Below are 24,979 nucleotides of genomic sequence, written 5' to 3'. Positions count from 1 at the left end.
CCTTTTTACAAAAAAATCCCAATAACATTGTTATTGGGAAAACATAAGGAATAGGAAAACAATGAAATAAATGCATTGTCGAATCTAGTATGCTCTTTTTTTAAAAAAATGTAAGTAAAGATCTCTATATGTTTGTTTAAATAGTTAGTATTTTTTTTGTTAATTTAGAGTAAAGAAAAATTGTTATCTTATTTTAATTAATTTTGTTATAAGAAAATTTCTAGCAATGAATTTAAGAATAATTTGCCATGGTCTGTTATTTGCCAATTTTTTTCATCTTCAATTAAATAATTCTTTTCGATAGCAAGTGAAATTGATTGTTCAATAGATTGTATAGGTAAAAATGTTCTTTGTTCAAACTCCATTTTAGGTGTTGGTTCAAATAGTCTGAATCTATTCATAAAAAATTCAAAGGCTAATTCATCTTTAGCTACAGTATAAGAACGCTCTAAATAACGTCCTTGCATATATCCCTGCGGGTGTTTTGTTTTTACCGTACGAATAATAGTACCGTCATTTTGTGTTAGTTTGCCATGAGCACCACAACCAATACCGATATAATCGCCGAATCGCCAATAATTTAAATTATGTTGACATTGATAATTTGGTTTTGCATAAGCCGATGTTTCATATTGCTGATATCCATGGTTAGTTAGCAATTGGTGTCCTTGTTGATAAATATCCCAGAGCATATCATCATCAGGTAAAAGTGGAGGTTTAGAACCAAACAAAGTATTCGGCTCAATTGTTAGTTGATACCAAGATAGATGTGGTGGTGCGATTGCAATTGCCTGTTTAAGATCATGCAATGCATCCTGAATTGTTTGATTTGGTAAACCATGCATTAAGTCTAAATTAAAGCTTTTTAAATTTAAATCATGAGCTAATTTTCCTGCATCTATCGCTTCTTGTGGATTATGAACTCGTCCTAATTTCTGAAGTTTATCTGATTGAAAGCTTTGTACTCCAATCGATATACGGTTGATACCAGCTTGCTGATATCCTTTGAATCTTTCAACATCAACGGAATTAGGATTTGCTTCGATAGTAATTTCTGCATTATGATTAATTGGTATTATTTTGTTTATACTTACCAACAATTTATTAATTAATTCAGCAGAAAAAAGGCTTGGGGTTCCACCACCTATGAAAATTGAATGAATGGGACGATCATGAGTAAGCAATACATCTTGTTTTAAATCATTAATTAAATGATCAATATATGCAGAGTAATCCGGCGCACTCTTCATTTTGTGTGAATTAAAATCGCAATATGGACATTTTTGCACGCACCATGGCATATGTATATATAAACTCAGTGGAATTTTATACTGAAACATATGCCTTTCCTCAAATTTTTTACAAAGCGTAAGTAACTGATTAGAAATAGCTGGCTATATTACTCCAATTTAGTAAAAAAAGCTTTTATTGTCTGTATTCCGTTTTTATAATTCGAGTAATATGCGTACAATTAGTTCTAGATTAAAGGCAGTATTTGCCAAGCAGATTAAATAGTTAGGAGTAAATATGAGTATTATTAAGCAGATTTTAGATAGTTATGCTACCGGTTCGTCATTGAGTTTATCAGTCCATCAAAATATATTTGGTGAATTACCTGTCTTAGTGATTAAACATCCAAAATGTTCAGCAGCAGTATCGTTACAAGGCGCTCATTTACTATTTTGGCAACCTTCAACAGAAACGACACCCGTTATTTGGTTGAGTCAAAAAGCAAATTTTAAAAAAGAAATGGCAATTAGAGGTGGCGTGCCAATTTGTTGGCCATGGTTTGGTAAATTGGGTGATCCTATGCATGGTTTTGCTCGTTTAGTTGAATGGCAATTAGATTCTTGTAAAGAAGACAATAATGGTGTTGATCTAACTTTATCATTAACCAATAACCAACAGACAGAACGTTTTTTCACAAAACCTTTTCAGGCATGGTTAACCATTCATGTGGGACAAACTTGTGAAGTGACATTATCTTGCCAAGGAGATTTTGAAGCAACAAGTGCATTACATACTTATTTTGGTATTAATAATATTGATAATGTTACTGTTAAAGGTTTAGGGGATTTATATCAAGATCGCTTACCAGTTGAAAATAAACCGGCTATTTTAGGACAACTAACCTTTAATCAAGAAGTTGATCGTGTTTATACTAATGCTGATGAAGCAATCACCATCTTTGATGGGAAACGAACTATAAAATTAACTAATATTAATGCAAGTGATGTCGTTACTTGGAATCCTTGGATAGATAAAGCTAAAGCAATGGCTGATTTCGCTGATCAAGAATATCAATCTATGGTATGCGTTGAGACCTGTCGTATTAATAAACCGTTAAAATTATCGACAACACAAAAATCAGTATATGGGTTTAAGATTGAAGTGATTTAAGCATTATATTTTGCTTATTATAAATGCAATCAATATGTGACTTTATCTTTGTAGAGTTGATTATTTGATTGCGTTTACTAACATAACACTTTATAATCCCTAGCGCTTTTTAGAGCACTAATTTTATAACCAACTACTGGGTCGCCTGTAATTGGTTTTTATTTTGAATAAATAAGAGAAATCAATATGTTTACATTTAAAGCTGAAGTAAGAAAAGAGCATGGTAAGGGTGCGAGCCGCCGCCTGCGTCACGCTGGTCAGTTCCCGGCTATTGTCTATGGTGGAACAGAACCTGCAGTTTCTATCGTGTTAGATCACAACCAAGTGTTCAATATGCAAGAAAAACCAGAATTTTATTCTGAAGTATTAACTATTGAAATTGATGGTAAAGCAGTTAAAGTTAAAGTACAAGCAGTACAACGTCATCCATTTAAACCAAAATTAGTTCATATGGATTTTGTACGTGCATAATTGCTGATTGTTGAAGTATTATTCAACATATTTTTAGATAAAAGGTCACCATATAGGTGACCTTTTATTTTTTTATTTGAGTCTAAAAAAGACAAATACCTATTATTATGATTTATTCTATTAACTTGATGTATACTGGTAATCAAACATAATAAAATAAATTGTAGATGACACCATTTTAGGAGAACTTCATGTCTGATATCCCAGCTTGCGATTTAGTTATTTTTGGCGCTAAAGGGGATTTAACGAGGCGTAAACTTTTACCGTCTCTATATCAATTAGAAAAATATGGAAAGTTACCAAAACAGACAAAAATTCTAGGTGTAGGCCGTGCTGATTGGGATCAAAAGGCTTATGCTGAAGTAGCTAAAGATGCGTTGACCTCATTTATGTCCGAGCCTTTAGATGAAAGTGTTTGGCAACGACTTAGTCAGCGTCTAAACTTTCATAAATTAGATGTTAATGATATATCAGGGTTTGATTCTTTGAAAAATAAACTTGAAAAATCGCATCCTGCTATTTTTTATTTTGCTATGCATCCGAATGCATTTGGGACTATCTGTCAAGGCTTAGCAGCTGCAGGTTTGAACCAATCTCAAAGTCGAATTGTCATGGAAAAGCCATTAGGTTTTGATTTACAATCATCGAAAGAAATTAATGATTCAGTTGCAAAATTTTTTAGTGAGTCACAAGTTTATCGTATTGATCATTATTTAGGCAAAGAGTCAGTTTTAAATTTACTTGCATTACGCTTTGCTAACCCTGTGTTTGCTGCATTTTGGGATAGAAATTCAATCGATCATGTTGAAATAACTGTTGCCGAACAAGTTGGAATTGAGGGGCGTTGGGGTTATTTTGATAAAGCTGGGCAAATGCGAGATATGGTGCAAAATCATTTATTACAAATTCTTACTATGATTGCAATGTCGCCACCGGCAAATCTTGACGATAATAGTTTGCGTAGAGAAAAGATTGCAGTACTGAATGCATTACGTCCAATTAATAAAGCTAATATTCGTGAAAAAGTAGTTAGAGGCCAATATACGGCTGGATTTGTTAATGGTATTAATGTGCCTGGTTATTTAGAAGAAGATGGTGCTAATAAGCAAAGTAATACGGAAACATTTGTTGCTATTCGTGTGGATATAGATAATTGGCGTTGGGCAGGGGTTCCTTTCTATTTAAGAACGGGTAAACGCTTACCAAGCAAATGTTCTGAAGTTGTGGTTTATTTTAAATCTTTACCGCTTAATTTATTTAGCGAATCTTATTCAGAATTGCCACAAAATAAACTAACTATCCGTTTACAGCCAGATGAAGGTATGGACATTGAAATTTTAAATAAAGTTCCTGGCTTAGATAGTACTCATAATTTACAAACTACTAAGCTAGACTTAAGTTTTAGAGAAACATTTCATCAACATAGTGCTGATGCTTATGAGCGTTTATTATTAGAAGTGATGCGTGGCAGACAAGCTTTATTTGTTCACCGTGATGAAGTTGAAGCAGCATGGAAATGGGTTGATTCAATTATTAGTGCTTGGAATTTAGATAATGAATTACCAAAAACCTATCCTGCAGGTACTTGGGGACCTGTCGCTTCAGTGGCTTTGATCACTAAAGATGGTCATTCATGGCATGAGTTTGAATAGAGGAAATGCGAAAATGTTTACATTAAATAAATACTCAAACAATCAATTATTGATTGAAGATTTAGCTGCCCATATTGTTAAAGAACTAAAAAAGGCTATTGAAAAAAAAGGACATGCCTCTATCGCCGTATCCGGTGGAAAAACACCTATACCACTATTTAAATTACTAAGCCAACAAGATTTAGATTGGCATAAGGTTTTTATTACATTAGTTGATGATCGATGGGTAGCTGATACTGATGATGCGAGTAATGAGAAGTTAGTATTAACTTATTTACTACAAAATAAGGCTAAATTAGCTAATTTTGTCGGCTTGAAAAATAATTGTGATAATCCATTCGACGGTGCAGAAATTACCGATAAAATATTAAATAAAATTCCGATGCCATTTGATGTGTTAATTTTGGGAATGGGTGAAGATGGACATACTGCCTCGCTTTTCCCTGGTGCAGCTAATTTAATGGCGGGGTTAGATATGAAATCCGGTCGCAAAGTTATCGGTATGACACCATTAACTGCTCCACTTGATCGTATTACCTTAACATTACCTACTATTTTAGATAGTGAAAATATCTATTTACATTTAGTCGGTGAAAGTAAGATGCAAGTACTTGAGCAAGCAGAACAAGGCGACAATATTAATCAAATGCCTATTCGTGCAGTTTTGCAGCAAAACAAAGTTAATGTTATTGGTTTTTGGACTGCTTCTTAACTAAATCAAGATTGCCAGTTCTGACTGGCAATATTCTAATTTTCAGTCTGGTACTAAAATCTATTGTTACCAAAAATCATTTATCTTTTATATTTATAATGCTCTGATCAACAGCATTTTTTATTAGAAAACATAACGTTTAGTATTTAATAACTACATACATAATTCCTCTTAATATTTTTTATTACTTTATTCCAGTTGTTAGTATTTACTAGCAGTTAAATACATTTTTTACATTGGTAGAAATAAATTAATTAAACATCTATTATTTTATTAACTTTTGTGGTAAAAAGTGGGGTAAAGTGGTAAAAAATAGGATTTTAATTAACATATTGATTTTTTTATGAATTAAAAACAATAAAAATTGTTAATTATGGTGCTTTCATGTTTAGTGGTGCAATTTCAATCAATTTAGATAGTAAAGGGCGAATAGCAATTCCTACTCGTTATCGTGATTTTTTGTCTGACGGTTTAGTTTGTACCATTGGTTTATATCATCCTTGTTTAACACTTTATTCAATGTCTGAATGGCAAAAAATTGAATTTCAACTGTCAACATTGTCGACTATTGTTGAAGTAGAAAGAAGAATTAAAAGGCTACTATTAGGTTATGCAACGGAATGTAATTTAGATAATGCTGGACGTATTTTACTACCACCAACTTTACGTACTTATGCAAAACTAGAAAAACATACTATGTTTGTCGGCCAATCTAATAAATTTGAAATTTGGGATGAAGGAATATGGTATCAACAAATTAGTGATGATATTGCTGCGTTACCAACAGATATTGAAAACTTATCAGATAATTTAAAAAATCTAACAATTTAATAAGAGTAAATAACAATGGATTATCAACATAAAACAGTTTTATTAAATGAAGCTGTAGAAGCATTGAATTTAAAAAAAAACGGTATTTATGTTGATGGGACTTTTGGCCGTGGTGGTCATTCTCGTTTGATCCTCGAACAATTAGGGGATAAAGGAAAACTAATAGCAATTGACCGTGATGATAGGGCTGAGCAAGCAGCATGTCAGATAAATGATCCTAGATTTACCTTTGTTAGAGGTGAATTTTCTAATGTATATCAATATATTAATGAATTAGGATTCCTAGGCTGCGTTGATGGTTTTTTGTTAGATTTAGGTGTGTCATCACCTCAATTAGATGATCCTGAAAGAGGATTTTCTTTTATGAAAGATGGACCACTTGATATGCGGATGAATAATCATAAAGGTATAACTGCAAGTGAGTGGTTACTAAATAGTGATGAAAATGATATTGCATGGGTATTAAAAACTTTTGGTGAGGAAAAATTTGCTAAACGTATCGCGCGGGCAATTGTCGAGCAAAATAAGGTAGCACCAATCACTCGTACCTTAGAATTAGCGAGTTTAATTGAAAAAGTGACTCCGAAGAAAGATAAAAATAAACATCCAGCAACACGCTCATTTCAAGCTATTAGGATTTACATAAATAGTGAACTTGAGGAAGTTGAACAAGCATTAAATAGTAGCTTGTCAATACTGGCTAATCAAGGAAGACTTGCTGTGATTAGTTTTCATTCCTTAGAAGATAGAATCGTAAAACAATTTATTAATAAACAGAGTAAAGGTCCAAATTTACCTGCAGGGTTACCATTAACAGAACAACAAATTAAACAATATGGTAATGCTAAATTAAAATCACTTGGCAAAATTAAGCCGAGTAATGATGAAATATATGGTAACCCGCGTTCACGTAGCGCGATATTAAGGATAGCAGAAAGGAAAAATGAATAGTAACCAAAACAATGAAATTTATAACAGAACTAGTGTAGAAATACACAATCAAAAAAGACCAAGCAAAAGTTTATTTGGATTAATCCTTAATGATTTGCTTGGTCATCAAAAGATTTCATTATTGTTATTGTTACTTATTATTATCTCAGCTGGTGCTATATTGATAACAACACAGCAGGTACGTAAACAATTATTTGAACGTGAACAATTACTACTTGAACAAGATGTATTAGAAAGTGAATGGCGTAATTTAGTTATTGAAGAAAACGTGCTTGCAGATCCAAAACGGATTGAAGAAAAAGCTAAAAATCAATTAAGTATGTCGTATGTTACACCTCAAAATGAAACCGTTATTGTGATAAAGAGTAAATAATGAAGTTTGCCAATAAAAATAAAAAAGATAACGTAAGACTTACTACGAAATCGAATAAAGGGAATAAATTAAACAGTAAAAAGCAAGTTTTTACGCTTAATCGATTCTACCTAGTATATGGCTTTATTATTTTAGCCATTATTGGTTTGTTGATTAGATTGGCTATTTTACAAATAATTGAACCCGATAAACTTATTGCTGAAGCCAATAAACGTTCCATTCGTCATCAAGAAATGAGTGCGCCGAGAGCGATGATTACTGATCGTAATGGCAGAGCACTGGCCGTTAGCGTTCCAATGTATGATGTTTGGGCTGATCCGAAAATAGTTGTGCAGAAAGGTGGGGTTGATGCCAATGATATTCGTTGGCAAGGATTAGCGAAAACGTTAAATATTCCAATGTCGACATTAGAACAAAAATTGAGTAATCCATCGATGCGTTTTGTTTATTTATCTAAACAAATTACACCAACTATATCGGATTATTTAAAAAAATTGAAATTACCAGGAATATCGTTTGCTAAGACTTCAAAACGTTATTACCCTGCAGCAGAAAATATCGCCCAATTAATTGGCTTAACAGATACCGATGAAAACGGTACAGAAAAAGGTTCTGAAGGTATCGAAAAAAGTTTTAATAAATGGCTTATTGGTGAATCAGGACAACGTGTAGTAAGACGAGATAGAGTTGGTCGTGTTATTGAGGAGCTAGAAAGAACAGAAAGTGAAATTGCTTCTGATTTAACGTTAAGTATTGATGAGCGTTTACAGTCGCTCGTTTATAGCGAGCTTAGCCAAGCTGTTACTTTTAATAAGGCTGATAGTGGTACAGCTGTTTTAATCGATGTTCATACTGGTGAGATTTTAGCGATGGCAACCAGCCCATCCTATAATCCAAATAATCGTTCTTCAATTGATTATAATTTGTTACGAAATCGAGCCATAACAGATGCATTCGAGCCAGGTTCAACAGTTAAACCTTTAGTTGTTATGGCTGCATTAGAAAAGAAAATAGCTGATTTGAACACTATCATAGATACTAGACCGTTTTTAGTTAACCGCTATGAAATAAAAGATGTTTCTTATCAAAAAGCACTGAATTTGGCTGGTATTTTGGAAAAATCCAGTAATGTAGGGGTAAGTAAATTAGCACTGCAAATGCAATCAGGTGATCTGGTTGAGTTTTATAGCCGTTTTGGCTTAGGCCAACCAACAGAACTTGGTTTAGGCGGTGAAGTTAGTGGTTCTATTGCTGCCGATAGAACAAGAAAATGGGCGGATATAGAGCGTGCAACTTTTTCTTTTGGTTATGGCTTAAGTGTTACCCCATTACAATTAGCTAGAGCTTATGCAACTATAGGTAGTTATGGTGTTTATCGACCGGTTTCAATATTGAAAGTGACAGAACCCGTAGAAGGTAAACGGGTTGTAAGTGAAAAAATAGCTAAAACTGTAGTGCAATTGATGGAAGCTGTAGCCGTAACCGGTGGCGGTACTAAAGCTTCAGTTCCAGGGTATAGTGTCGGTGTTAAAACGGGTACAGCTAAAAAACTAGCTGGTGGTCGATATGTCAACCAGTATTTAGCTTATACCGCAGGTATTGCACCGGCAACAGGGCCAAAATATTCACTAGTTGTGGTAATTGATAATCCAAAAGCAGGGCAATATTATGGCGGTTCTGTTTCCGCACCTGTTTTTAGTCGAATTATGGGTGGTGTTCTTAGAACAATGAACGTTAAACCAGACCGCCAAGTAGATGGCCAAATGATCGTATATTAGTAGGTAACAAATAATGGCAACTAACACATTTAAAACGTTATATAAATTATTAGGTGGGAGTGATCTAGAACTAGATGATTTCTCACTTAATCATTTGATAATTGATAGTCGAAAAGTAAATAAAGATGATGTTTTTATTGCTATTAAAGGGTATACCGTTAATGGTCGGGATTTTATTCCGCAAGCTATCTCATCTGGTGCTGCTGTAGTTCTAATTGAAACAAATAGAAAATCAAATGATTTGAAAATTGATTATCTTAAACAAAAAAATAAGAAAGCTATTCCACAAATAAGTATATTTCAGCTTTCTCAAAAATTATCAAAAATTGCAAACGACTTTTATTGTTCACCATCAAAAAACTTATCGGTTATTGGTGTAACAGGAACTAATGGTAAAACAACAGTAACTCAGCTTATCGCACAATGTGTAACTTTGTTAAATAAAAAAGCCGCATTATTGGGTACGATAGGTAATGGTATTTATAATCAACTTGAGCCTTCATTAAATACGACTTTATCGGCTATTGAAGTTCAATCAGCTTTAGCCGAATTTGTCACGCAACAAGTTCAAGTTGTCGCTATGGAAATTTCGTCCCATGGTTTAGCGATGAATCGAGTAAAAGCATTAAATTGTGCGGCAACAGTGTTTACTAATTTAAGCCGTGATCACCTTGATTATCATAAAACCATGAATAAATATGCTAAAGCAAAATGGTCATTATTCAGCGGTGATGAACACGAAAAGCAAGTTGCTAGTTCAGGTAAATCAATTATTAATTATGATGATGAATACGGACGGCGTTGGATTGACAAATTATCAAGTGTTACGGTTGTGTCATGTCAACCTAAATCATTGCGCCGTTTAAAAACATTGGATAAGCCCTATGTTGGCGTATCAATGATTGAATATCATGATAAAGGGGCCAAAATTCATATGGAATCGAGTTGGGGTAATGCTATTATTCACAGCCGATTATTAGGTGAATTTAATGTATCAAATGTATTGTTAGCAATTGCAACCTTGTTGACTCTTGATTATCCATTTTTTGCTGTTGTTAATATGGCATCATATCTTAAGCCGATCTGTGGTCGTATGGAAGTGATACATGTAAAAAATAGTCCAACAGTCATTATTGATTATGCACATACGCCAGATGCATTACAAAAAGCATTACAAGCAAGTCGTATTCATTGCAAAGGCCAATTATGGGTGATTTTTGGTTGTGGTGGCGATAGAGATACCGGTAAAAGACCTTTAATGGCCGAGGTCGCGGAACAATTTGCTGATAAAATTGTATTAACAAATGATAATCCACGTACTGAAGATGAAGCTAAAATTATTCATGATATAGAGCAAGGTTTAACCAATATTAAAAATACACAAGTTATTACTGATAGAGTTACAGCTATCCGAGAAACGCTTGCTCAGGCTAAAGCTGATGATGTGATCTTAATTGCTGGAAAAGGACATGAAGATTACCAAATTATTGGTAAAACTAAACATCATTATTCAGATCAAGAAACGGTAAAACAGATTTTAGGAGTAGAGAATCTATCATGATTCCTTTAGTTATTAAACAAATTGCCACAATCGTCAATGGAACATCTTATTATATTCCAGATGAAGAATTGACTATTAGGGAAATTTGTACTGATTCACGTAAAATTACTGATCAATCATTATTTATTGCATTGGTCGGTGAAAAATTTGATGGTCATTTATTTGCTAAACAAGCAATTGACGATGGTGCTATTGCGGTAATTGTAAATCGTAAAATCGATAATGATATTCCTCAAATAGTGGTCAATGATACTTATATAGCATTAGGTCAACTAGCTGAATTTGTAAGAGATAAAAGTTCAGCAAAATTTGTTGCGTTAACTGGTTCATCGGGCAAAACCTCCGTCAAAGAAATGACTGCTAATATTTTACAACAATGTGGTGAGACTCTTTATACTCAAGGTAATTTTAATAATGATATAGGTGTGCCACTAACATTACTACGATTAAAGAAGCAAGACCAATTTGCAGTTGTTGAATTAGGTGCCAATCATATTGGTGAAATTGCTTATACTACACGCTTAGTTAAACCAAACAGTGCGCTAATTAATAATATAGCTTTGGCGCATATTGAGGGATTTGGTTCTCTTGAGGGTGTAGCAACAGCTAAAGGTGAAATTTTTGAAGGATTAGCTGATAACGGAATTGCAATTATTAATTTGGAAAGTTGTTCAGATAAATGGTTAAAGAATTTGAAAAATAAAACTGTCTGGACTTTTTCAACAGCTGATTCTTCTGCCGATTTTTATGCCAGCAATATAAAAATGATGGATCAGACAGTTTTTACATTGCATACCCCAATTGGTGAGAGCGAAATTAGCTTACCGTTAGTTGGTGAGCACAATATATCTAATGCAATAGCGGCATCAGCTTTAGCAATATCAGTAGGTGCAAGTTTAACACAGGTTAAAAACGGTTTAGCTGCATCAAAACCAGTAAAAGGACGGTTGTATCCTGTTAGGTTAAATCAAACGCAGTTAATTTGGGATGATTGTTATAATGCTAACGTTGGCTCAATGTCAGCTGCTATACATGTTTTAGCAACACAGCCCGGGTATAAAGTATTAGTCGTTGGTGATATGGCTGAATTGGGTAACGATGCAAATATTTATCATCAACAAATCGGCGAGTTAGCTAAACAACAAAATATTGATTGTGTTGTTAGTGTCGGTCAGCTAAGTGAATTAATCAGTCAATTTAGTGGTGTTGGCCATCATTTTATTGATAAACAATGTGCTGTAGATTATTTATTAAACTTACTACGTCTACATCCAACTTTAACTATGCTAGTCAAAGGATCACGTAGTGCAAAAATGGAAGATCTTATCGTGGAAATTCAAACAAAAATAGGTCAGGATTAAAATTATGTTGGTGTGGATATCAGAATATTTAGTTAAATATTTTACTTTCTTTAATGTTATTTCTTATCTTACGGTAAGGGCTATTTTAGCGCTATTAACTTCATTGACCATTTCGCTAATTATGGGGCAAAAAGTCATTGATTGGTTGCAAAAATTGCAGATTGGTCAAGTTATCCGTAATGATGGTCCGGAATCTCATTTAAGTAAAAAAGGAACACCAACAATGGGAGGAACACTTATATTAGCCTCCATTTCAATTTCAGTTTTTTTATGGGCTGATCTGCGAAATCCTTATGTTTGGGTAACATTATTTGTATTACTTGGTTATGGTATTGTTGGCTTTGCAGATGATTATTTAAAAGTTATACGTAAAAATACAGCGGGGCTAATTGCTCGATGGAAATATTTTTGGCAGTCAGTTATTGCATTAATTGTTGCTTTTGGTCTTTATGCTTATGGAAAAGATAGTTCTGTTACAGTACTAGTTGTACCATTCTTTAAAGATGTGATGCCGCAATTAGGATTGTGGTTTATCTTATTGACTTATGTCGTCATAGTTGGTGCTGGTAATGCAGTGAATTTAACTGATGGTCTCGATGGATTGGCAATTATGCCAACAGTTTTTGTTGCTGCTGGTTTTGCACTTGTTTCTTGGGCAACTGGTAATGTTAATTTTGCTGCTTATTTACATATTCCATATATTAAATTTAGTGGCGAATTAATGATCGTTTGTACAGCTATTATTGGTGCTGGTCTTGGTTTTTTATGGTTTAACACTTATCCGGCAATGGTCTTTATGGGCGATGTTGGTTCATTAGCTTTAGGTGGTGTGTTTGGGATTATTTCTGTTTTACTCAGACAAGAGTTCTTATTGTTAGTTATGGGTGGTATTTTTGTTATTGAAACCTTATCTGTAATTTTACAAGTAGGATCCTTTAAATTAAGAGGTAAACGAATTTTTCGAATGGCACCAATTCATCATCACTATGAATTAAAAGGTTGGCCAGAACCAAGAGTTATTGTTCGGTTTTGGATTATTTCACTGATGTTAGTGGTAATTGGTTTATTAACTTTGAAATTACGCTAAATAATATTAGAGCAGGATTAAATCATGGTTGATTATCAAGGTAAAAAAATTGTTATTATCGGATTAGGTATTACAGGACTTTCCTGCGTTAACTATTTTCTTGCTCAAAATGTTATACCGAAAGTAATTGATACTCGTTCATCTCCTCCAGGATTAGAGCAATTAGATAAGCGAGTTATTTATCATTTAGGTAATTTAAATACAGATTGGCTATTTGAGTCTGACTTGATTATTGCTAGTCCAGGTATTGCTTTATCAACACCTGAATTACAAAAAGCTGCTGAACTCGGTATTGAGATTATTGGGGATATTGAACTTTTTTGCCGTGAAATTAATCAACAAATAAATAAAAAAGTTATTGCCATTACCGGGGCAAACGGTAAAACGACTGTCACTACTTTGGTTGGCGATATTATAAAAGCAGCTGGTATAAAAGTTGGTGTAGGTGGCAATATAGGTGAACCCGCTTTATCATTATTGCAACAAGACTGTGATGTTTATATCCTTGAACTATCAAGTTTTCAATTAGAAACAACATCAAGTTTACAAGCTTCAGTGGCAACAATTTTGAATATTTCTGAAGACCATATGGATCGTTATCCACTAGGATTGTTGCAATATACTGAAGCGAAACAACGCATTTATCATAATGCAAAATGTTGTGTTATTAACTATGATGATAAATTGACTAAACCGTTTGGTAAACAACAACATTGTGTCTCTTTTGGATTAAACAATGGAGACTATCATTTAGATGAGAAGTATGAACATTTAATTGCACAAAATCAGCCTGTTTTATCAACTAAATCAATGAAACTAATCGGCTGTCATAATTATCTGAATGCTTTGGCTGCTTTAGCTATTGCTGATAATTTACAGATCCCACGAGATTCAAGCTTACAAACAATTTCTAATTTTCAAGGTTTACCTCATCGTTTTGAATTAGTATTTGATAACAATAATGTCAAATGGATTAATGATTCTAAAGCCACTAATGTCGGTAGTACTGAAGCGGCATTGAAAAGTGTTATATGTAATGGAAAACTATTTTTATTGTTAGGTGGTGATGGTAAATCGGCAGACTTTACCCCTTTGATTCCTTATTTAAAAAGTAGAAATATTGAAATTTTCTGTTTTGGCCGAGATCGAGATTTGCTTGCTAATTTAGCCCCTGAAATCACAACTGTTACGTTAACTATGTCTGAAGCCATTCAGTGTATAGCTAAAAAAGTAGTCGCAAATGATGTCGTGTTGCTCTCTCCAGCTTGTGCGAGTTTAGACCAATTTAAAAACTATATTGAGCGTGGAAATCTATTTGCACAACTTGCCAAACAGTATGGTTCAAGGAGTGATACATGACATTCTTCTGGATAAAAAAACAAGTTAATCCAAATATTCCATTTGATAACCAACTACTTTGGACTGTAATTGGTTTAATAGTATTTGGTTTAATTATGGTAACATCTTCATCAATGGCGTTTAATGAAAGTGACCCATTTTTCTATACGCAACGAGAGTTGATTCAAATCGGAATGTCGCTCTTTTTAATGGGGATCACGTTATATATTCCGATGCAACGTTGGCAACAGTTTGGATCAGTTTTATTAATCCTTTCAATTATTATGTTGATAGTTGTTTTAGGGATTGGTTCTTCAATCAACGGTGCGTCTCGTTGGATCCCATTAGGTGTTTTTAATTTTCAGCCAGCTGAACTTTCTAAATTATCGTTATTTTTATTTTTAGCCGGTTATTTAGCCCGTAAGTCAGAAGAAGTCCAAAGCGGCTTTTGGGGCTTTTTCAAACCTATGGTGGTTATGGCAGTTTTATCAATTTTGTTACTTAAACAGCCTGACTTAGGTACTGTAATTGTATTATTTATGGTAACAATAGGTATTTTATTTATTGCTGGCGCTCAATTATGGCAATTTATTGCGATTTTACTAACTGGAGTCGGTGCTGTAGTTTGTCTTATTTTATATGAGTCTTATCGTTTAACGCGTTTAATGACATTCCTTGATCCGTGGCAAGATGCAACTGGTGCTGGTTATCAGCTCGTTGCATCATTAATGGCAATTGGTAATGGTGGTATTACTGGACAAGGAATTGGTAATTCTATTTTTAAATTACGCTATTTACCTGAATGTCATACCGACTTTATTTTCTCAATTATTTCAGAAGAGTATGGATATATTGGTGTTGCTACGTTATTGCTATTACTCTTCTTTCTAACTTTCAAAGCATTAGCAATCGGCTATCGAGCTTTGAATGAAGGTTCTCAATTTTCGGGCTATTTGGCTTGTGAAATTGGTATTTGGTTTGGATTTCAAACTTTTGTTAATGTTGGTGTCACCTCCGGTATGTTACCGACAAAAGGTTTAACTTTGCCATTTATTAGTTATGGAGGCTCAAGCCTTATTGTGATGAGTATTGCGGTTGCAATATTACTGAGAATAGATTTTGAGTTTAGACAACAACAAACTCAAGCAAGAATAAGGTCGATAAAATAATGAAAAAATTATTAGTCATGGCTGGTGGAACCGGTGGTCATGTATTTCCAGGTATTGCCGTTGCTCATTATTTAATGAAGCAAGGTTGGCAAGTGAGATGGCTAGGCACTGCAGACCGTATGGAAGCACATTTAGTGCCAGAAAATGGTATTGATATTGATTTTATCCAAATATCAGGTTTGCGAGGTAAAGGTAAAATGGCGTTATTAAAAGCGCCTTACAAAATATTAAAAGCGGTTTTGCAAGCAAGAAAAATCTTAAAAAATTATCGTCCTGATGTCGTTTTAGGTATGGGAGGATATGTTTCCGGACCGGGTGGTATTGCGGCTAAATCTTTAGGCATTCCGGTTGTATTACATGAACAAAATGGTATAGCAGGTTTAACTAACAAATCTTTAGCTAAAATTGCGACCAGAGTTTTACAAGCTTTTCCAACAGCATTTCCTAATGCAGAAGTTGTTGGAAATCCTGTTCGTAGTGATTTATTAACGATTAAAGAACCAAGCGAAAGATTTAAAGATCGACAAGGCCCAATTAGAGTCTTGATTATGGGCGGAAGTCAAGGAGCCAAAGTCATTAATGATGTTGTACCTCAAGTAATTACAAGATTGTCTGATAAGTATGTTGTTTGGCATCAAACAGGTAAGGGTATGTTAGATGATGTACTTAAATCATATCAGCATTGTGATATGACAAATAATCGTGTGACAGAATTTATAACAGATGTCAAAGAAGCTTATGATTGGGCTGATATCGTAATTTGCCGTAGTGGGGCATTAACTGTAAGTGAGATTGAAGTTGTTGGTATTGGAGCTATTTTCGTACCATTTATGCATAAAGATCGCCAACAATTTTGGAATGCGAAATCTTTAGCGGATATTGGTGCAGCAAAGATAATTGAACAACCAGATTTCAATGTTGACTCACTATTTACGTTACTTGAGCATTTGAGTCGCGAAGATTTAGTTGAAATGGCTATTAAAGCAAAAAGTTTATCAATTATAAATTCGACGGAAAGAGTAGCCGAAACGCTTATTTCGGTGGTAAAATGGTGAATTTTATATATAATTTTAAGTAATTGTTTTATTGATGTGTTTGATATTTAATCTTAATTTGTTTGATAAATGATTGTCCAATAAATTTTTAAATACCGAATACTAAATAAGAAGTAACTAACTAGCTAGGGGTTTAAGTGTGAATACTAAGGAATTAGCTGAATTAAGAGCAATCATTCCAGAAATGAAACGAGTCAAACATATCCATTTTGTTGGTATTGGTGGCGCGGGCATGGGCGGTATTGCCGAAGTTCTTGCTAATGAAGGATATCAAATTAGCGGTTCAGATATTGCTGAAAATCCTGTAACTCAGCATTTAGAAACATTAGGTGCTAAAATTGTCATTGGTCATGCTGCTGAAAACGTCCTGAGTGCTAGTGTTGTGGTTATCTCTTCGGCTATTTCTCAGGATAATATAGAAGTTATTGCAGCTAGAGAGGCTCGGATACCAGTGATTCAAAGAGCTGAAATGTTAGCTGAGTTAATGCGTTTTCGATATGGTATTGCTATCGCTGGTACCCATGGTAAAACAACCACTACAGCAATGGTTACTTCTATATATGCTGAAGCTAAACTTGATCCAACTTTTGTTAATGGTGGATTAGTAAAAGCGGCAGGAACACATGCTAGATTAGGTAGTAGCCGTTATTTTATTGCTGAAGCAGATGAAAGTGATGCTTCATTTTTACATCTACAACCTATGGTCTCTATAGTCACTAATATCGAACCTGACCATATGGATACCTATCAAGGAAGTGTAGAAAATCTTAAACAAACCTTTATATCTTTTTTACGCAATCTTCCTTTTTATGGTTTAGCCGTTATGTGTTATGACGATCCGATTAATCGCGAGTTATTACCGGTTGTTGGCCGTAAAATTATAACCTATGGGTTTAGCGAAGAAGCCGATGTTGTGATTCAAAATTATCGCCAAGAAAGAGGTGTTAGTTATTATACAGTTTGCCGTCCAGATAGAGATGATTTACAAATTGAATTAAATGCACCAGGTAAACATAATGCTTTAAATTCCGCAGCAGCGATTATTGCAGCAACAGAGGATGGTATTGATGATGATTCAATTGTACGCGCGCTGGCAAAATTTGCAGGTACTAGTCGACGTTTCGATCTTCTAGGTATTTTCCCTTACGGCAATGATAAAGATATAATGATGGTTGATGATTATGGGCATCATCCTAGTGAAGTCAATGCTACAATTCAAGCGGCTAGAAATGGTTGGCCAGATCGGCGTTTAGTTATGTTATTTCAACCGCATAGATATACGCGAACTAGAGATCTCTTTGATGATTTTGCCCAAGTACTTTCTCAAGTTGATGCATTAGTTATGTTAGATGTTTATTCTGCCGGAGAACAACCTATTGCTGGTGCTGATAGTCGTTCACTTTGTCGTTCAATTCGTAATCGAGGAAAAGTGGATCCAATTTATGTTTCAGATTTAGATCTGGTACCGGAAATTATGAAAGAAATATTACAAGGTGGAGATTTGTTATTAACACAAGGCGCTGGTAGTGTTGGTCGGATTGCCCGTCAATTAGCTGGTAGTCAATTATTTTCAAAAGGGGTTTTATAATAATGGTTGATAAAATTGCTGTATTGTATGGTGGAACCTCTGCTGAACGTGAAGTATCACTAAAATCAGGACAAGCTGTTCTAGCAGGATTAAAAGAAAATGGTATTGATGCCCATCTTGTTGATACAAAAGAGTATTGTATAACTAATTTAAAACAAGATGGTTTTTCAAAAGCATTTATTATTTTGCATGGGCGTGGTGGTGAAGATGGTATTACTCAAGCTATTTTAACTTATCAAAATATTCCTTATACCGGAAGTGATGTTTTATCCTCAGCATTAACTATGGATAAGTTAAAAACCAAACTAGTGTGGAAATCACTTGGTTTACCTGTTGCTGATTATGTAATGGTTGATAAATCACAATCAATTGATGTTGATAATATTATTAAACAACTTGGCTTACCATTGTTTGTTAAACCTAGCCATGAAGGTTCAAGTGTCGGTATGTCCAGAGTTAATCAAGCAGACGAATTAAAAGCAGCTGTTGATATTGCCTTTAAATATGATAATACCGTGATGATCGAATCATTTTTAGCTGGACCAGAGTTTACTGTAGCTATTGTTGGTGAAGATGTTTTACCTGCAATTTACATTAAACCTGCTACCAATTTTTATGATTATGATGCAAAGTATTTGTCAGATAAAACCCAATATTTTTGCCCTAGTGGATTAAGTGATGCTAAAGAACAAGAAATTCGTAAGTTAGCTCTAGATGCTTATAAAGCTGTAGGATGTAGAGGTTGGGGAAGAGTCGATATTATGTTTGATGAAAATGAAAAGCCATATTTACTTGAGGTAAATACTGCCCCTGGAATGACAGATCACAGCTTGGTACCAATGGCGGCAAAAGAATATGGCTGGTCATTTAGTGAATTGGTTAAACGTATTTTACAATTAGCAACCATATAATTGGCTTTATTTTTATGAAAAAAGTCCGACAAGCAGCGCATAAACATCAAAACCAGAATAAAAGAAAGTTGCTTGTTTTTCGCAATGCAGAACAAATGTTAGGTTTTTTGTTCTTAGTAGTAATAGTTGTTATTTGTGGATGGGTCGTCAATTCTATTCGAGACTGGATGGAAGATCCCGATCAGATGGTATTATCACAATTGACCTTAAGTGGTGATTATACTTATACGACTGAAGATGATCTTAGACAAGCAATTCTAGGATTAGGTTTGCCAAATACCTATATTGGACAAGATGTGGATGATATTCAGCAAGAAATTATGCGATATCCTTGGGTAAAACAAGCAAGTGTCCGTAAACAATGGCCGGACAGATTGATTGTATACATTGAAGAATATAAACCTGCATTTTACTGGAATGATTTATACTTACTTGATAAAAATGGCAATACTTTTAGTGTGCCATTGGATCGTTTGAACGATTTATCATTGCCAAGGCTTTATAGCCCTGAAGGTAAAGCCAAGTCAATGTTAGAAACTTATTTTAGATTAGAGGAACTCTCTAAAAAATGGGCTAACAATAAGTCTACTTTGATAATTCAGGCAGCAATATCGGATGAACGTAATGCATGGCAATTAATGGTAAAGCAATGTAAAGTTGATTTGTGTTCTGAAAATGAGGAAATAAAATTGATATTAGGTAGCGAAAAAATAGAACAACGTTATCAACAATTTATCAAATTATTTCCAGAAATTCAGTCAAGAATACCGGATGGTGAAAAAATAACGGCTGCTGATTTACGTTATGAAAATGGTATTTCAGTGCAACGAGAAAAAATCTCTCAATAAGGAATAAATAAAGGCTGAAGTATGAAAGCAACAGAGAAAAAATTGGTTGTTGGACTTGAAGTTGGCACCTCGAAAGTTCTTGCCCTAGTTGGTGAAGTTCTTCCTGATGGTATTGTCAATATTATTGGTGTTGGCCATTGTCCATCAAAAGGTGTTGATAAAGGTGGTGTGAACGATCTTGAATCAGTGGTTAAATCAATCCAACGAGCTGTTGATCAAGCTGAATTAATGGCTGATTGCCAAATATCTTCTGTTTATTTAAGCCTGTCAGGTAAACATATTCGTTGTCAGAATGAAATTGGAATGGTGCCGATTGCAGATGAAGAAGTGACAGCAGAAGATGTTGAAAATGTTGTTCATACTGCTAAATCTGTACGTATTTTAGATGAACATAGAATCTTACATGTTATTGCCCAAGAGTACTCTATTGATCTACAAGAAGGTATTAAAAACCCAATTGGATTATCTGGTGTAAGAATGAAAGCGAAAGTTCATTTGATCACCTGCCATAATGATATGGCGAGAAATATAGTTAAAGCAGTAGAGCGTTGTGGATTGAAAGTTGATCAGCTTATTTTTTCTGGTTTGGCATCGAGTTATGCTGTATTAACTGATGATGAAAAAGAGTTAGGTGTTTGCGTCATAGATATTGGTGGCGGAACAATGGATGTCTCAGTTTATACTGGTGGAGCATTACGTCATTCTGTGGTTATTCCTTATGCTGGTAATGTTGTTACCAGTGATATTGCTTACGCATTTGGCGCACCACCAATGGATGCAGAAAATATTAAAATTCGTTATGGATGTGCTGTTGGTTCACTAGTCGGTAAAGATGAAGTTATTGATGTTCCAAGTGTAGGTGGACGTCCGTCTCGTTCATTACAGCGACAAACATTAGCTGATGTTATTGAACCTCGTTATTCAGAGCTTTTATCGTTAGTTCAAAAAGAGCTATTAGTATTACAAGACGAGCTTAAAAGACAAAATGTTAAATATCAATTGGCAGCAGGGATTGTGTTAACAGGCGGCGCTGCGCAAATTAAAGGTATGGTTGAATGTGCTGAGAAAGTGTTTCAAAATCAAGTACGTATCGGTCAGCCTTTAAATATTTCAGGATTAACTGATTATGTACAAAAACCATATTGTTCAACAACTGTAGGGTTATTGCATTATGGTAAACAAAGTTTATTACATGATGATGCTAAAGACAGCAATAAATCATCATTAAAAGGGATAGCTAAACGTTTGACCGGTTGGTTCAAAAAAGAATTTTAGCTAATATATTTAATAACTTCGTAGACATTGTAGCTGGTTATCTGTACAATGTCCTTAGATCGTAAATTTGGAGATAAGTTATGTTTGAGCCTATGGTTGCGGATGATGAGCCAGCAGCTGTCATTAAAGTTATTGGTGTCGGTGGCGGCGGCGGTAATGCTGTTGAGCATATGATTGCTGAACATATTGAAGGCGTTGAGTTTTTTGCAGCAAATACTGATGCACAAGCATTGAAAAGAATAAAAGTTGGTCAAACTATCCAAATCGGAAATAATGTTACCAAAGGACTTGGTGCTGGTGCTAATCCAGAAGTTGGCAGAAATTCAGCAGAAGAGGATCGTGATGTTATTCGTAGTGCGATTGAAGGTGCCGATATGGTCTTCATTGCAGCCGGAATGGGTGGCGGAACAGGTACTGGTGCTGCACCAGTTGTTGCTGAAATTGCGAAAGAATTAGGTATTTTAACTGTAGCTGTAGTTACAAAACCTTTTGGATTTGAAGGTAAAAAACGCATGGCTTTTGCTGAGCAAGGTATTGCTGAATTAGCTAAACATGTTGATTCACTTATCACAATTCCAAATGATAAATTATTAAAAGTTTTAGGGCGTGGCGTTAAATTATTAGATGCTTTTGCTGCAGCAAATGGTGTATTAAAAGGTGCAGTACAAGGTATCGCCGAACTAATTACAAAACCAGGTCACATCAACGTTGACTTTGCTGACGTTAGAACTGTAATGTCTGAGATGGGTTATGCGATGATGGGTTCTGGTCGTGCAACTGGTGATAATCGAGCTGAAGAAGCAGCTGAAATGGCGATTTCAAGTCCTTTACTTGAAGATATTGATTTATCAGGTGCTCGTGGCGTATTAGTTAATGTTACCGCAGGTCTTGACCTTGGTCTTGAAGAGTTCGAAACAGTAGGTAGCACCGTAAGAGCGTTTGCATCTGATAATGCTACTGTTGTTGTGGGTACGACTTTTGACCCAGATATGTCAGATGAGATTAGAGTGACTGTGGTTGCTACAGGTATTGGAATGGATAAACGTCCAGAAGTTAAGATAACTAAACCTGCTGCTCATCACGGCTCGTTGTTTGGGCAAACAAGTCATTTGCCGTTACAACAAGAAGAATCATCAATATCTAAGGTTGTGAATGAACCTGATGTGTCTCCTATTGAAGAGCGTAAAATTTTAGATATTCCTGCGTTTATTCGTAAGCAGGCTAATTAATATTGAACTTATTTGATTTATTATTGTCTAATGGCATAGTAACAAATAAAAAAGTAGGTGCGAAGTGAAACAAAGAACATTAAAAAAGACAATTCAAGCAACTGGTGTCGGTTTACATACTGGTAAAAAAGTTACTTTGACATTACGTCCTGCACCGGAAAATACAGGTGTTATTTATCGTCGTACAGATTTAAATCCATATGTTGATTTCCCAGTGGATGCAAAATCAGTGCGAGATACAATGCTTTGTACCTGTTTGGTTAATGAAGATAATGTTCGTATTTCAACTGTCGAACATATTAATTCAGCATTAGCTGGACTTGGTATCGATAATATTATTATTGAAGTAAATGCTCCGGAAATTCCAATTATGGATGGTAGTGCAAGTCCGTTTATCTATTTATTACTAGATGCTGGAATTGCTGAACAAAATGCGTTGAAAAAGTTCTTACGAGTAAAAGAAACTGTTCGTGTTGAAAATGGTGATAAGTGGGCAGAAGTGCGACCATATAGTGGTTTCCGTTTAGATTTTACTATTGATTTTCGTCATCCGGCTATTGATAGTAGTTCGCAACGTTACCAACTAGATTTTTCTTCTGAATCTTTTATTCGCCAAATTAGTCGTGCAAGAACTTTTGGCTTTATGCGAGATATCGAAGCTCTACAATCCAAAGGATTATGTTTAGGTGGTAGTTTAGATTGCGCGATTGTTGTTGACGATTATAAAGTTCTTAATGAAGACGGTCTTCGTTTTGAAGACGAATTTGTACGTCATAAGATGCTTGATACCATTGGTGACTTATATATGAGTGGTCACAATATGATTGGTGAAGTCGTTTGCTATAAATCAGGTCATGCATTAAATAACCAACTATTGCAAGCTTTATTGGCGAAACAAGATGCTTGGGAATATGTCACATTTACTGAAGAGCAAAGTGTTCCTGTTGCTTTAGGTACTAGACAACTTGTTCTAGCATAAATCCTTAAACGAGAATAATTGCTTTATTAACGCTTCCGAATTGGAAGCGTTTTTTATTTTTATAATTATGAGATATTAACATGAATAATAGCCATTTCTTTGCTCATTTATCACGTTTGAAATTAATTAATCGCTGGCCTTTAATGCGAAATGTGAGAACAGAGAATGTATCTGAGCATAGTCTACAAGTTGCTTTTGTTGCACATGCTTTAGCAGTCATTAAGAATAAAAGATTTAATGGCAATGTTAATCCTGAGCGAATCGCATTATTAGCGATGTACCATGATGCATCAGAAGTACTGACTGGTGACTTACCTACACCAACTAAATATTATAATCCGCAAATCACATCTGAATATAAAAAAATTGAAAAAATAGCTCAAAATAAACTCATTAATATGTTGCCTAAAGAGTTGCAAGACGATTTTAGATCATTAATTGATGATGATTATTATAATGAGTCTGAAAAGAGTATCGTAAAACAAGCAGATGCTTTATGTGCATACCTTAAAACCATTGAAGAACTTAGCGCCGGCAATAATGAATTTAAGTTAGCTGAGCAACGTCTGAAAAAAACATTATCTGAACGCAATAGTCCTGAAATGGATTACTTTTTAGATATATTTGTGCCAAGTTTTAGTTTATCTTTAGATGAAATCACTATGGATAAATAGTTTTATTTATTTTTTAATAATTAATTTATTAAATAGTAAGAAAAAAATTAAAGTGCATAGGATCTATTTTTGATAAATATAACGCTTTACTGGGCGACCAATTGGTAAGTAAGTCAAATGACTTTCTATCTCTCCCTGTTCTTCTAAGTAATCCAGATATTTCTTAACTGATATTCTAGATAGTGAAATTAATTCAACAATATCACTCATTGAAAAATCTTGCTGATAATTAGCGACCACCTCTCGTACTGATTGTAATGTTTGTGAATCGATACCTTTAGGTAACCTAGTTGAGGGATTAACGTGTTTGGTAAAAATCCGATCATCTAATTGATCTTGATTTAGTATTTCTGATGATGATAATAATCGAACTCGTTCTTGATAGGAGATTAAGGCTGTGCGAAATCTTTGAAAAGTAAAGGGTTTAACTATGTAATCAATGACTCCTAAACGTAATGCTGTCTGAATGTCTTTGGTATTACATGCAGCTGTTACCATTATGATATCTATTTTGGGATAACTAATGCGAATGTATTTTAATAGTTCAAGACCATTTAATTTTGGCATAAATACATCAAGTAGTAACAGGTCAATGTGGTTATCATGAATAAAATGTAGTGCTTGTTCTCCATTACTAACAACAGATGCCAAATTGAAACCATGTAACATTTGTAAATATTTTTTATTTAATTGAGCCACCATTGGATCATCTTCAACGATTAAAACTTCTACCATT

General features: G+C 34.4%; 23 protein-coding genes. 21 read left to right on the top strand and 2 right to left on the bottom strand.

Going from position 1 to position 24,979, the window contains the following annotated elements:
* Positions 1–206 precede the first annotated feature (206 nt).
* Entirely contained in the window at positions 207–1,340 is a 1,134-nt protein-coding gene (hemW, locus tag H3U97_RS05075) for a radical SAM family heme chaperone HemW (protein ID WP_198198426.1), read from the bottom strand.
* A 187-nt stretch (positions 1,341–1,527) separates the two neighbouring features.
* Here hemW and H3U97_RS05070 point away from each other — a divergent pair, with 187 nt between their 5' ends.
* The 21 genes from H3U97_RS05070 to yfbR all read left to right on the top strand — a co-directional run bounded on the left by H3U97_RS05070 (position 1,528) and on the right by yfbR (position 24,243).
* Positions 1,528–2,400 carry a D-hexose-6-phosphate mutarotase gene (locus H3U97_RS05070; RefSeq protein WP_086364839.1) on the top strand — a complete coding sequence of 291 codons (873 nt, stop codon included), beginning with the start codon at positions 1,528–1,530 and terminating at the stop codon, positions 2,398–2,400.
* 186 nt (positions 2,401–2,586) lie between these two features.
* Entirely contained in the window at positions 2,587–2,871 is a 285-nt protein-coding gene (gene rplY / locus H3U97_RS05065) for a 50S ribosomal protein L25 (RefSeq protein WP_034901157.1), read from the top strand.
* A gap of 191 nt (positions 2,872–3,062) precedes the next feature.
* Positions 3,063–4,523, top strand: coding sequence for a glucose-6-phosphate dehydrogenase (gene zwf / locus H3U97_RS05060; RefSeq protein ID WP_198198425.1), 1,461 nt, complete (start codon positions 3,063–3,065; stop codon positions 4,521–4,523).
* Between the two features lie 13 nt (positions 4,524–4,536).
* Positions 4,537–5,235, top strand: coding sequence for a 6-phosphogluconolactonase (gene pgl / locus H3U97_RS05055; protein WP_198198424.1), 699 nt, complete (start codon positions 4,537–4,539; stop codon positions 5,233–5,235).
* A gap of 384 nt (positions 5,236–5,619) precedes the next feature.
* On the top strand, positions 5,620–6,066 hold the full coding sequence (gene mraZ / locus H3U97_RS05050; protein ID WP_065578133.1) for a division/cell wall cluster transcriptional repressor MraZ: 447 nt from the start codon (positions 5,620–5,622) through the stop codon (positions 6,064–6,066).
* Between the two features lie 15 nt (positions 6,067–6,081).
* Positions 6,082–7,017 (top strand): 16S rRNA (cytosine(1402)-N(4))-methyltransferase RsmH, encoded by a 936-nt coding sequence (gene rsmH, locus H3U97_RS05045; RefSeq protein WP_034901165.1) that lies wholly within the window; start codon positions 6,082–6,084, stop codon positions 7,015–7,017.
* The gene (gene ftsL, locus H3U97_RS05040; RefSeq protein WP_065578131.1) at positions 7,010–7,390 is read left to right on the top strand and encodes a cell division protein FtsL; all 381 of its coding nucleotides are present in this window, start codon (positions 7,010–7,012) and stop codon (positions 7,388–7,390) included. The genes rsmH and ftsL overlap by 8 nt, the downstream gene beginning before the upstream one ends.
* Positions 7,390–9,168: a peptidoglycan glycosyltransferase FtsI gene (gene ftsI, locus H3U97_RS05035; RefSeq protein WP_034901166.1), complete on the top strand. Its 1,779-nt coding sequence runs from the start codon at positions 7,390–7,392 to the stop codon at positions 9,166–9,168. The genes ftsL and ftsI overlap by 1 nt, the downstream gene beginning before the upstream one ends.
* 13 nt (positions 9,169–9,181) lie before the next feature.
* Positions 9,182–10,729 carry a UDP-N-acetylmuramoyl-L-alanyl-D-glutamate--2,6-diaminopimelate ligase gene (gene murE, locus H3U97_RS05030; RefSeq protein WP_198198423.1) on the top strand — a complete coding sequence of 516 codons (1,548 nt, stop codon included), beginning with the start codon at positions 9,182–9,184 and terminating at the stop codon, positions 10,727–10,729.
* The gene (gene murF, locus H3U97_RS05025) at positions 10,726–12,090 is read left to right on the top strand and encodes a UDP-N-acetylmuramoyl-tripeptide--D-alanyl-D-alanine ligase (RefSeq protein WP_198198422.1); all 1,365 of its coding nucleotides are present in this window, start codon (positions 10,726–10,728) and stop codon (positions 12,088–12,090) included. Before murE ends, murF begins: the two co-directional genes overlap by 4 nt.
* A gap of 4 nt (positions 12,091–12,094) precedes the next feature.
* Entirely contained in the window at positions 12,095–13,177 is a 1,083-nt protein-coding gene (gene mraY, locus H3U97_RS05020; RefSeq protein ID WP_065578128.1) for a phospho-N-acetylmuramoyl-pentapeptide-transferase, read from the top strand.
* 24 nt (positions 13,178–13,201) lie between these two features.
* Positions 13,202–14,536 (top strand): UDP-N-acetylmuramoyl-L-alanine--D-glutamate ligase, encoded by a 1,335-nt coding sequence (murD, locus tag H3U97_RS05015; RefSeq protein ID WP_198198421.1) that lies wholly within the window; start codon positions 13,202–13,204, stop codon positions 14,534–14,536.
* Entirely contained in the window at positions 14,533–15,684 is a 1,152-nt protein-coding gene (gene ftsW, locus H3U97_RS05010; RefSeq protein ID WP_198198420.1) for a cell division protein FtsW, read from the top strand. Before murD ends, ftsW begins: the two co-directional genes overlap by 4 nt.
* Entirely contained in the window at positions 15,684–16,739 is a 1,056-nt protein-coding gene (murG, locus tag H3U97_RS05005) for an undecaprenyldiphospho-muramoylpentapeptide beta-N-acetylglucosaminyltransferase (protein ID WP_198198419.1), read from the top strand. The genes ftsW and murG overlap by 1 nt, the downstream gene beginning before the upstream one ends.
* A gap of 139 nt (positions 16,740–16,878) precedes the next feature.
* Complete coding sequence (murC, locus tag H3U97_RS05000; protein WP_198198418.1) at positions 16,879–18,327, top strand: UDP-N-acetylmuramate--L-alanine ligase; 1,449 nt, start codon at positions 16,879–16,881, stop codon at positions 18,325–18,327.
* 2 nt (positions 18,328–18,329) lie between these two features.
* Positions 18,330–19,238 carry a D-alanine--D-alanine ligase gene (locus H3U97_RS04995; RefSeq protein WP_065578124.1) on the top strand — a complete coding sequence of 303 codons (909 nt, stop codon included), beginning with the start codon at positions 18,330–18,332 and terminating at the stop codon, positions 19,236–19,238.
* 14 nt (positions 19,239–19,252) lie between these two features.
* A complete protein-coding gene (locus tag H3U97_RS04990) occupies positions 19,253–20,086 on the top strand; it encodes an FtsQ-type POTRA domain-containing protein (protein WP_086361852.1) in 834 nt (277 codons plus the stop codon).
* 21 nt (positions 20,087–20,107) lie between these two features.
* The gene (gene ftsA, locus H3U97_RS04985) at positions 20,108–21,361 is read left to right on the top strand and encodes a cell division protein FtsA (RefSeq protein WP_034901190.1); all 1,254 of its coding nucleotides are present in this window, start codon (positions 20,108–20,110) and stop codon (positions 21,359–21,361) included.
* Between the two features lie 80 nt (positions 21,362–21,441).
* A complete protein-coding gene (gene ftsZ, locus H3U97_RS04980; RefSeq protein WP_034901192.1) occupies positions 21,442–22,590 on the top strand; it encodes a cell division protein FtsZ in 1,149 nt (382 codons plus the stop codon).
* Between the two features lie 64 nt (positions 22,591–22,654).
* Positions 22,655–23,569, top strand: coding sequence for a UDP-3-O-acyl-N-acetylglucosamine deacetylase (gene lpxC / locus H3U97_RS04975; RefSeq protein WP_034901194.1), 915 nt, complete (start codon positions 22,655–22,657; stop codon positions 23,567–23,569).
* A gap of 80 nt (positions 23,570–23,649) precedes the next feature.
* A complete protein-coding gene (gene yfbR, locus H3U97_RS04970) occupies positions 23,650–24,243 on the top strand; it encodes a 5'-deoxynucleotidase (protein WP_198198417.1) in 594 nt (197 codons plus the stop codon).
* Positions 24,244–24,306: 63 nt separating this feature from the next.
* Here the strand turns inward: yfbR and H3U97_RS04965 are convergent, their stop codons facing one another.
* On the bottom strand, positions 24,307–24,978 hold the full coding sequence (locus H3U97_RS04965) for a response regulator (RefSeq protein WP_198198416.1): 672 nt from the start codon (positions 24,976–24,978) through the stop codon (positions 24,307–24,309).
* Position 24,979 lies beyond the last annotated feature (1 nt).

The organism is Gilliamella sp. W8128 (genome assembly GCF_016100545.1).
GTDB classification, from domain to species: domain Bacteria; phylum Pseudomonadota; class Gammaproteobacteria; order Enterobacterales; family Orbaceae; genus Gilliamella; species Gilliamella apis.
The sequence above is the reverse complement of the archived record's forward strand: the minus strand, read 5'-3'. Positions and strand labels throughout refer to the sequence as shown.

Bases quoted from the DNA above. Each gene is read 5' to 3' on its own strand.
- hemW (WP_198198426.1), bottom strand. From the start codon at position 1,340: ATGTTTCAGTATAAAATTCCACTGAGTTTATATATACATATGCCATGG.
- H3U97_RS05070 (WP_086364839.1), top strand. From the start codon at position 1,528: ATGAGTATTATTAAGCAGATTTTAGATAGTTATGCTACCGGTTCGTCA.
- rplY (WP_034901157.1), top strand. From the start codon at position 2,587: ATGTTTACATTTAAAGCTGAAGTAAGAAAAGAGCATGGTAAGGGTGCG.
- zwf (WP_198198425.1), top strand. From the start codon at position 3,063: ATGTCTGATATCCCAGCTTGCGATTTAGTTATTTTTGGCGCTAAAGGG.
- pgl (WP_198198424.1), top strand. From the start codon at position 4,537: ATGTTTACATTAAATAAATACTCAAACAATCAATTATTGATTGAAGAT.
- mraZ (WP_065578133.1), top strand. From the start codon at position 5,620: ATGTTTAGTGGTGCAATTTCAATCAATTTAGATAGTAAAGGGCGAATA.
- rsmH (WP_034901165.1), top strand. From the start codon at position 6,082: ATGGATTATCAACATAAAACAGTTTTATTAAATGAAGCTGTAGAAGCA.
- ftsL (WP_065578131.1), top strand. From the start codon at position 7,010: ATGAATAGTAACCAAAACAATGAAATTTATAACAGAACTAGTGTAGAA.
- ftsI (WP_034901166.1), top strand. From the start codon at position 7,390: ATGAAGTTTGCCAATAAAAATAAAAAAGATAACGTAAGACTTACTACG.
- murE (WP_198198423.1), top strand. From the start codon at position 9,182: ATGGCAACTAACACATTTAAAACGTTATATAAATTATTAGGTGGGAGT.
- murF (WP_198198422.1), top strand. From the start codon at position 10,726: ATGATTCCTTTAGTTATTAAACAAATTGCCACAATCGTCAATGGAACA.
- mraY (WP_065578128.1), top strand. From the start codon at position 12,095: ATGTTGGTGTGGATATCAGAATATTTAGTTAAATATTTTACTTTCTTT.
- murD (WP_198198421.1), top strand. From the start codon at position 13,202: ATGGTTGATTATCAAGGTAAAAAAATTGTTATTATCGGATTAGGTATT.
- ftsW (WP_198198420.1), top strand. From the start codon at position 14,533: ATGACATTCTTCTGGATAAAAAAACAAGTTAATCCAAATATTCCATTT.
- murG (WP_198198419.1), top strand. From the start codon at position 15,684: ATGAAAAAATTATTAGTCATGGCTGGTGGAACCGGTGGTCATGTATTT.
- H3U97_RS04995 (WP_065578124.1), top strand. From the start codon at position 18,330: ATGGTTGATAAAATTGCTGTATTGTATGGTGGAACCTCTGCTGAACGT.
- H3U97_RS04990 (WP_086361852.1), top strand. From the start codon at position 19,253: ATGAAAAAAGTCCGACAAGCAGCGCATAAACATCAAAACCAGAATAAA.
- ftsA (WP_034901190.1), top strand. From the start codon at position 20,108: ATGAAAGCAACAGAGAAAAAATTGGTTGTTGGACTTGAAGTTGGCACC.
- ftsZ (WP_034901192.1), top strand. From the start codon at position 21,442: ATGTTTGAGCCTATGGTTGCGGATGATGAGCCAGCAGCTGTCATTAAA.
- yfbR (WP_198198417.1), top strand. From the start codon at position 23,650: ATGAATAATAGCCATTTCTTTGCTCATTTATCACGTTTGAAATTAATT.
- H3U97_RS04965 (WP_198198416.1), bottom strand. From the start codon at position 24,978: ATGGTAGAAGTTTTAATCGTTGAAGATGATCCAATGGTGGCTCAATTA.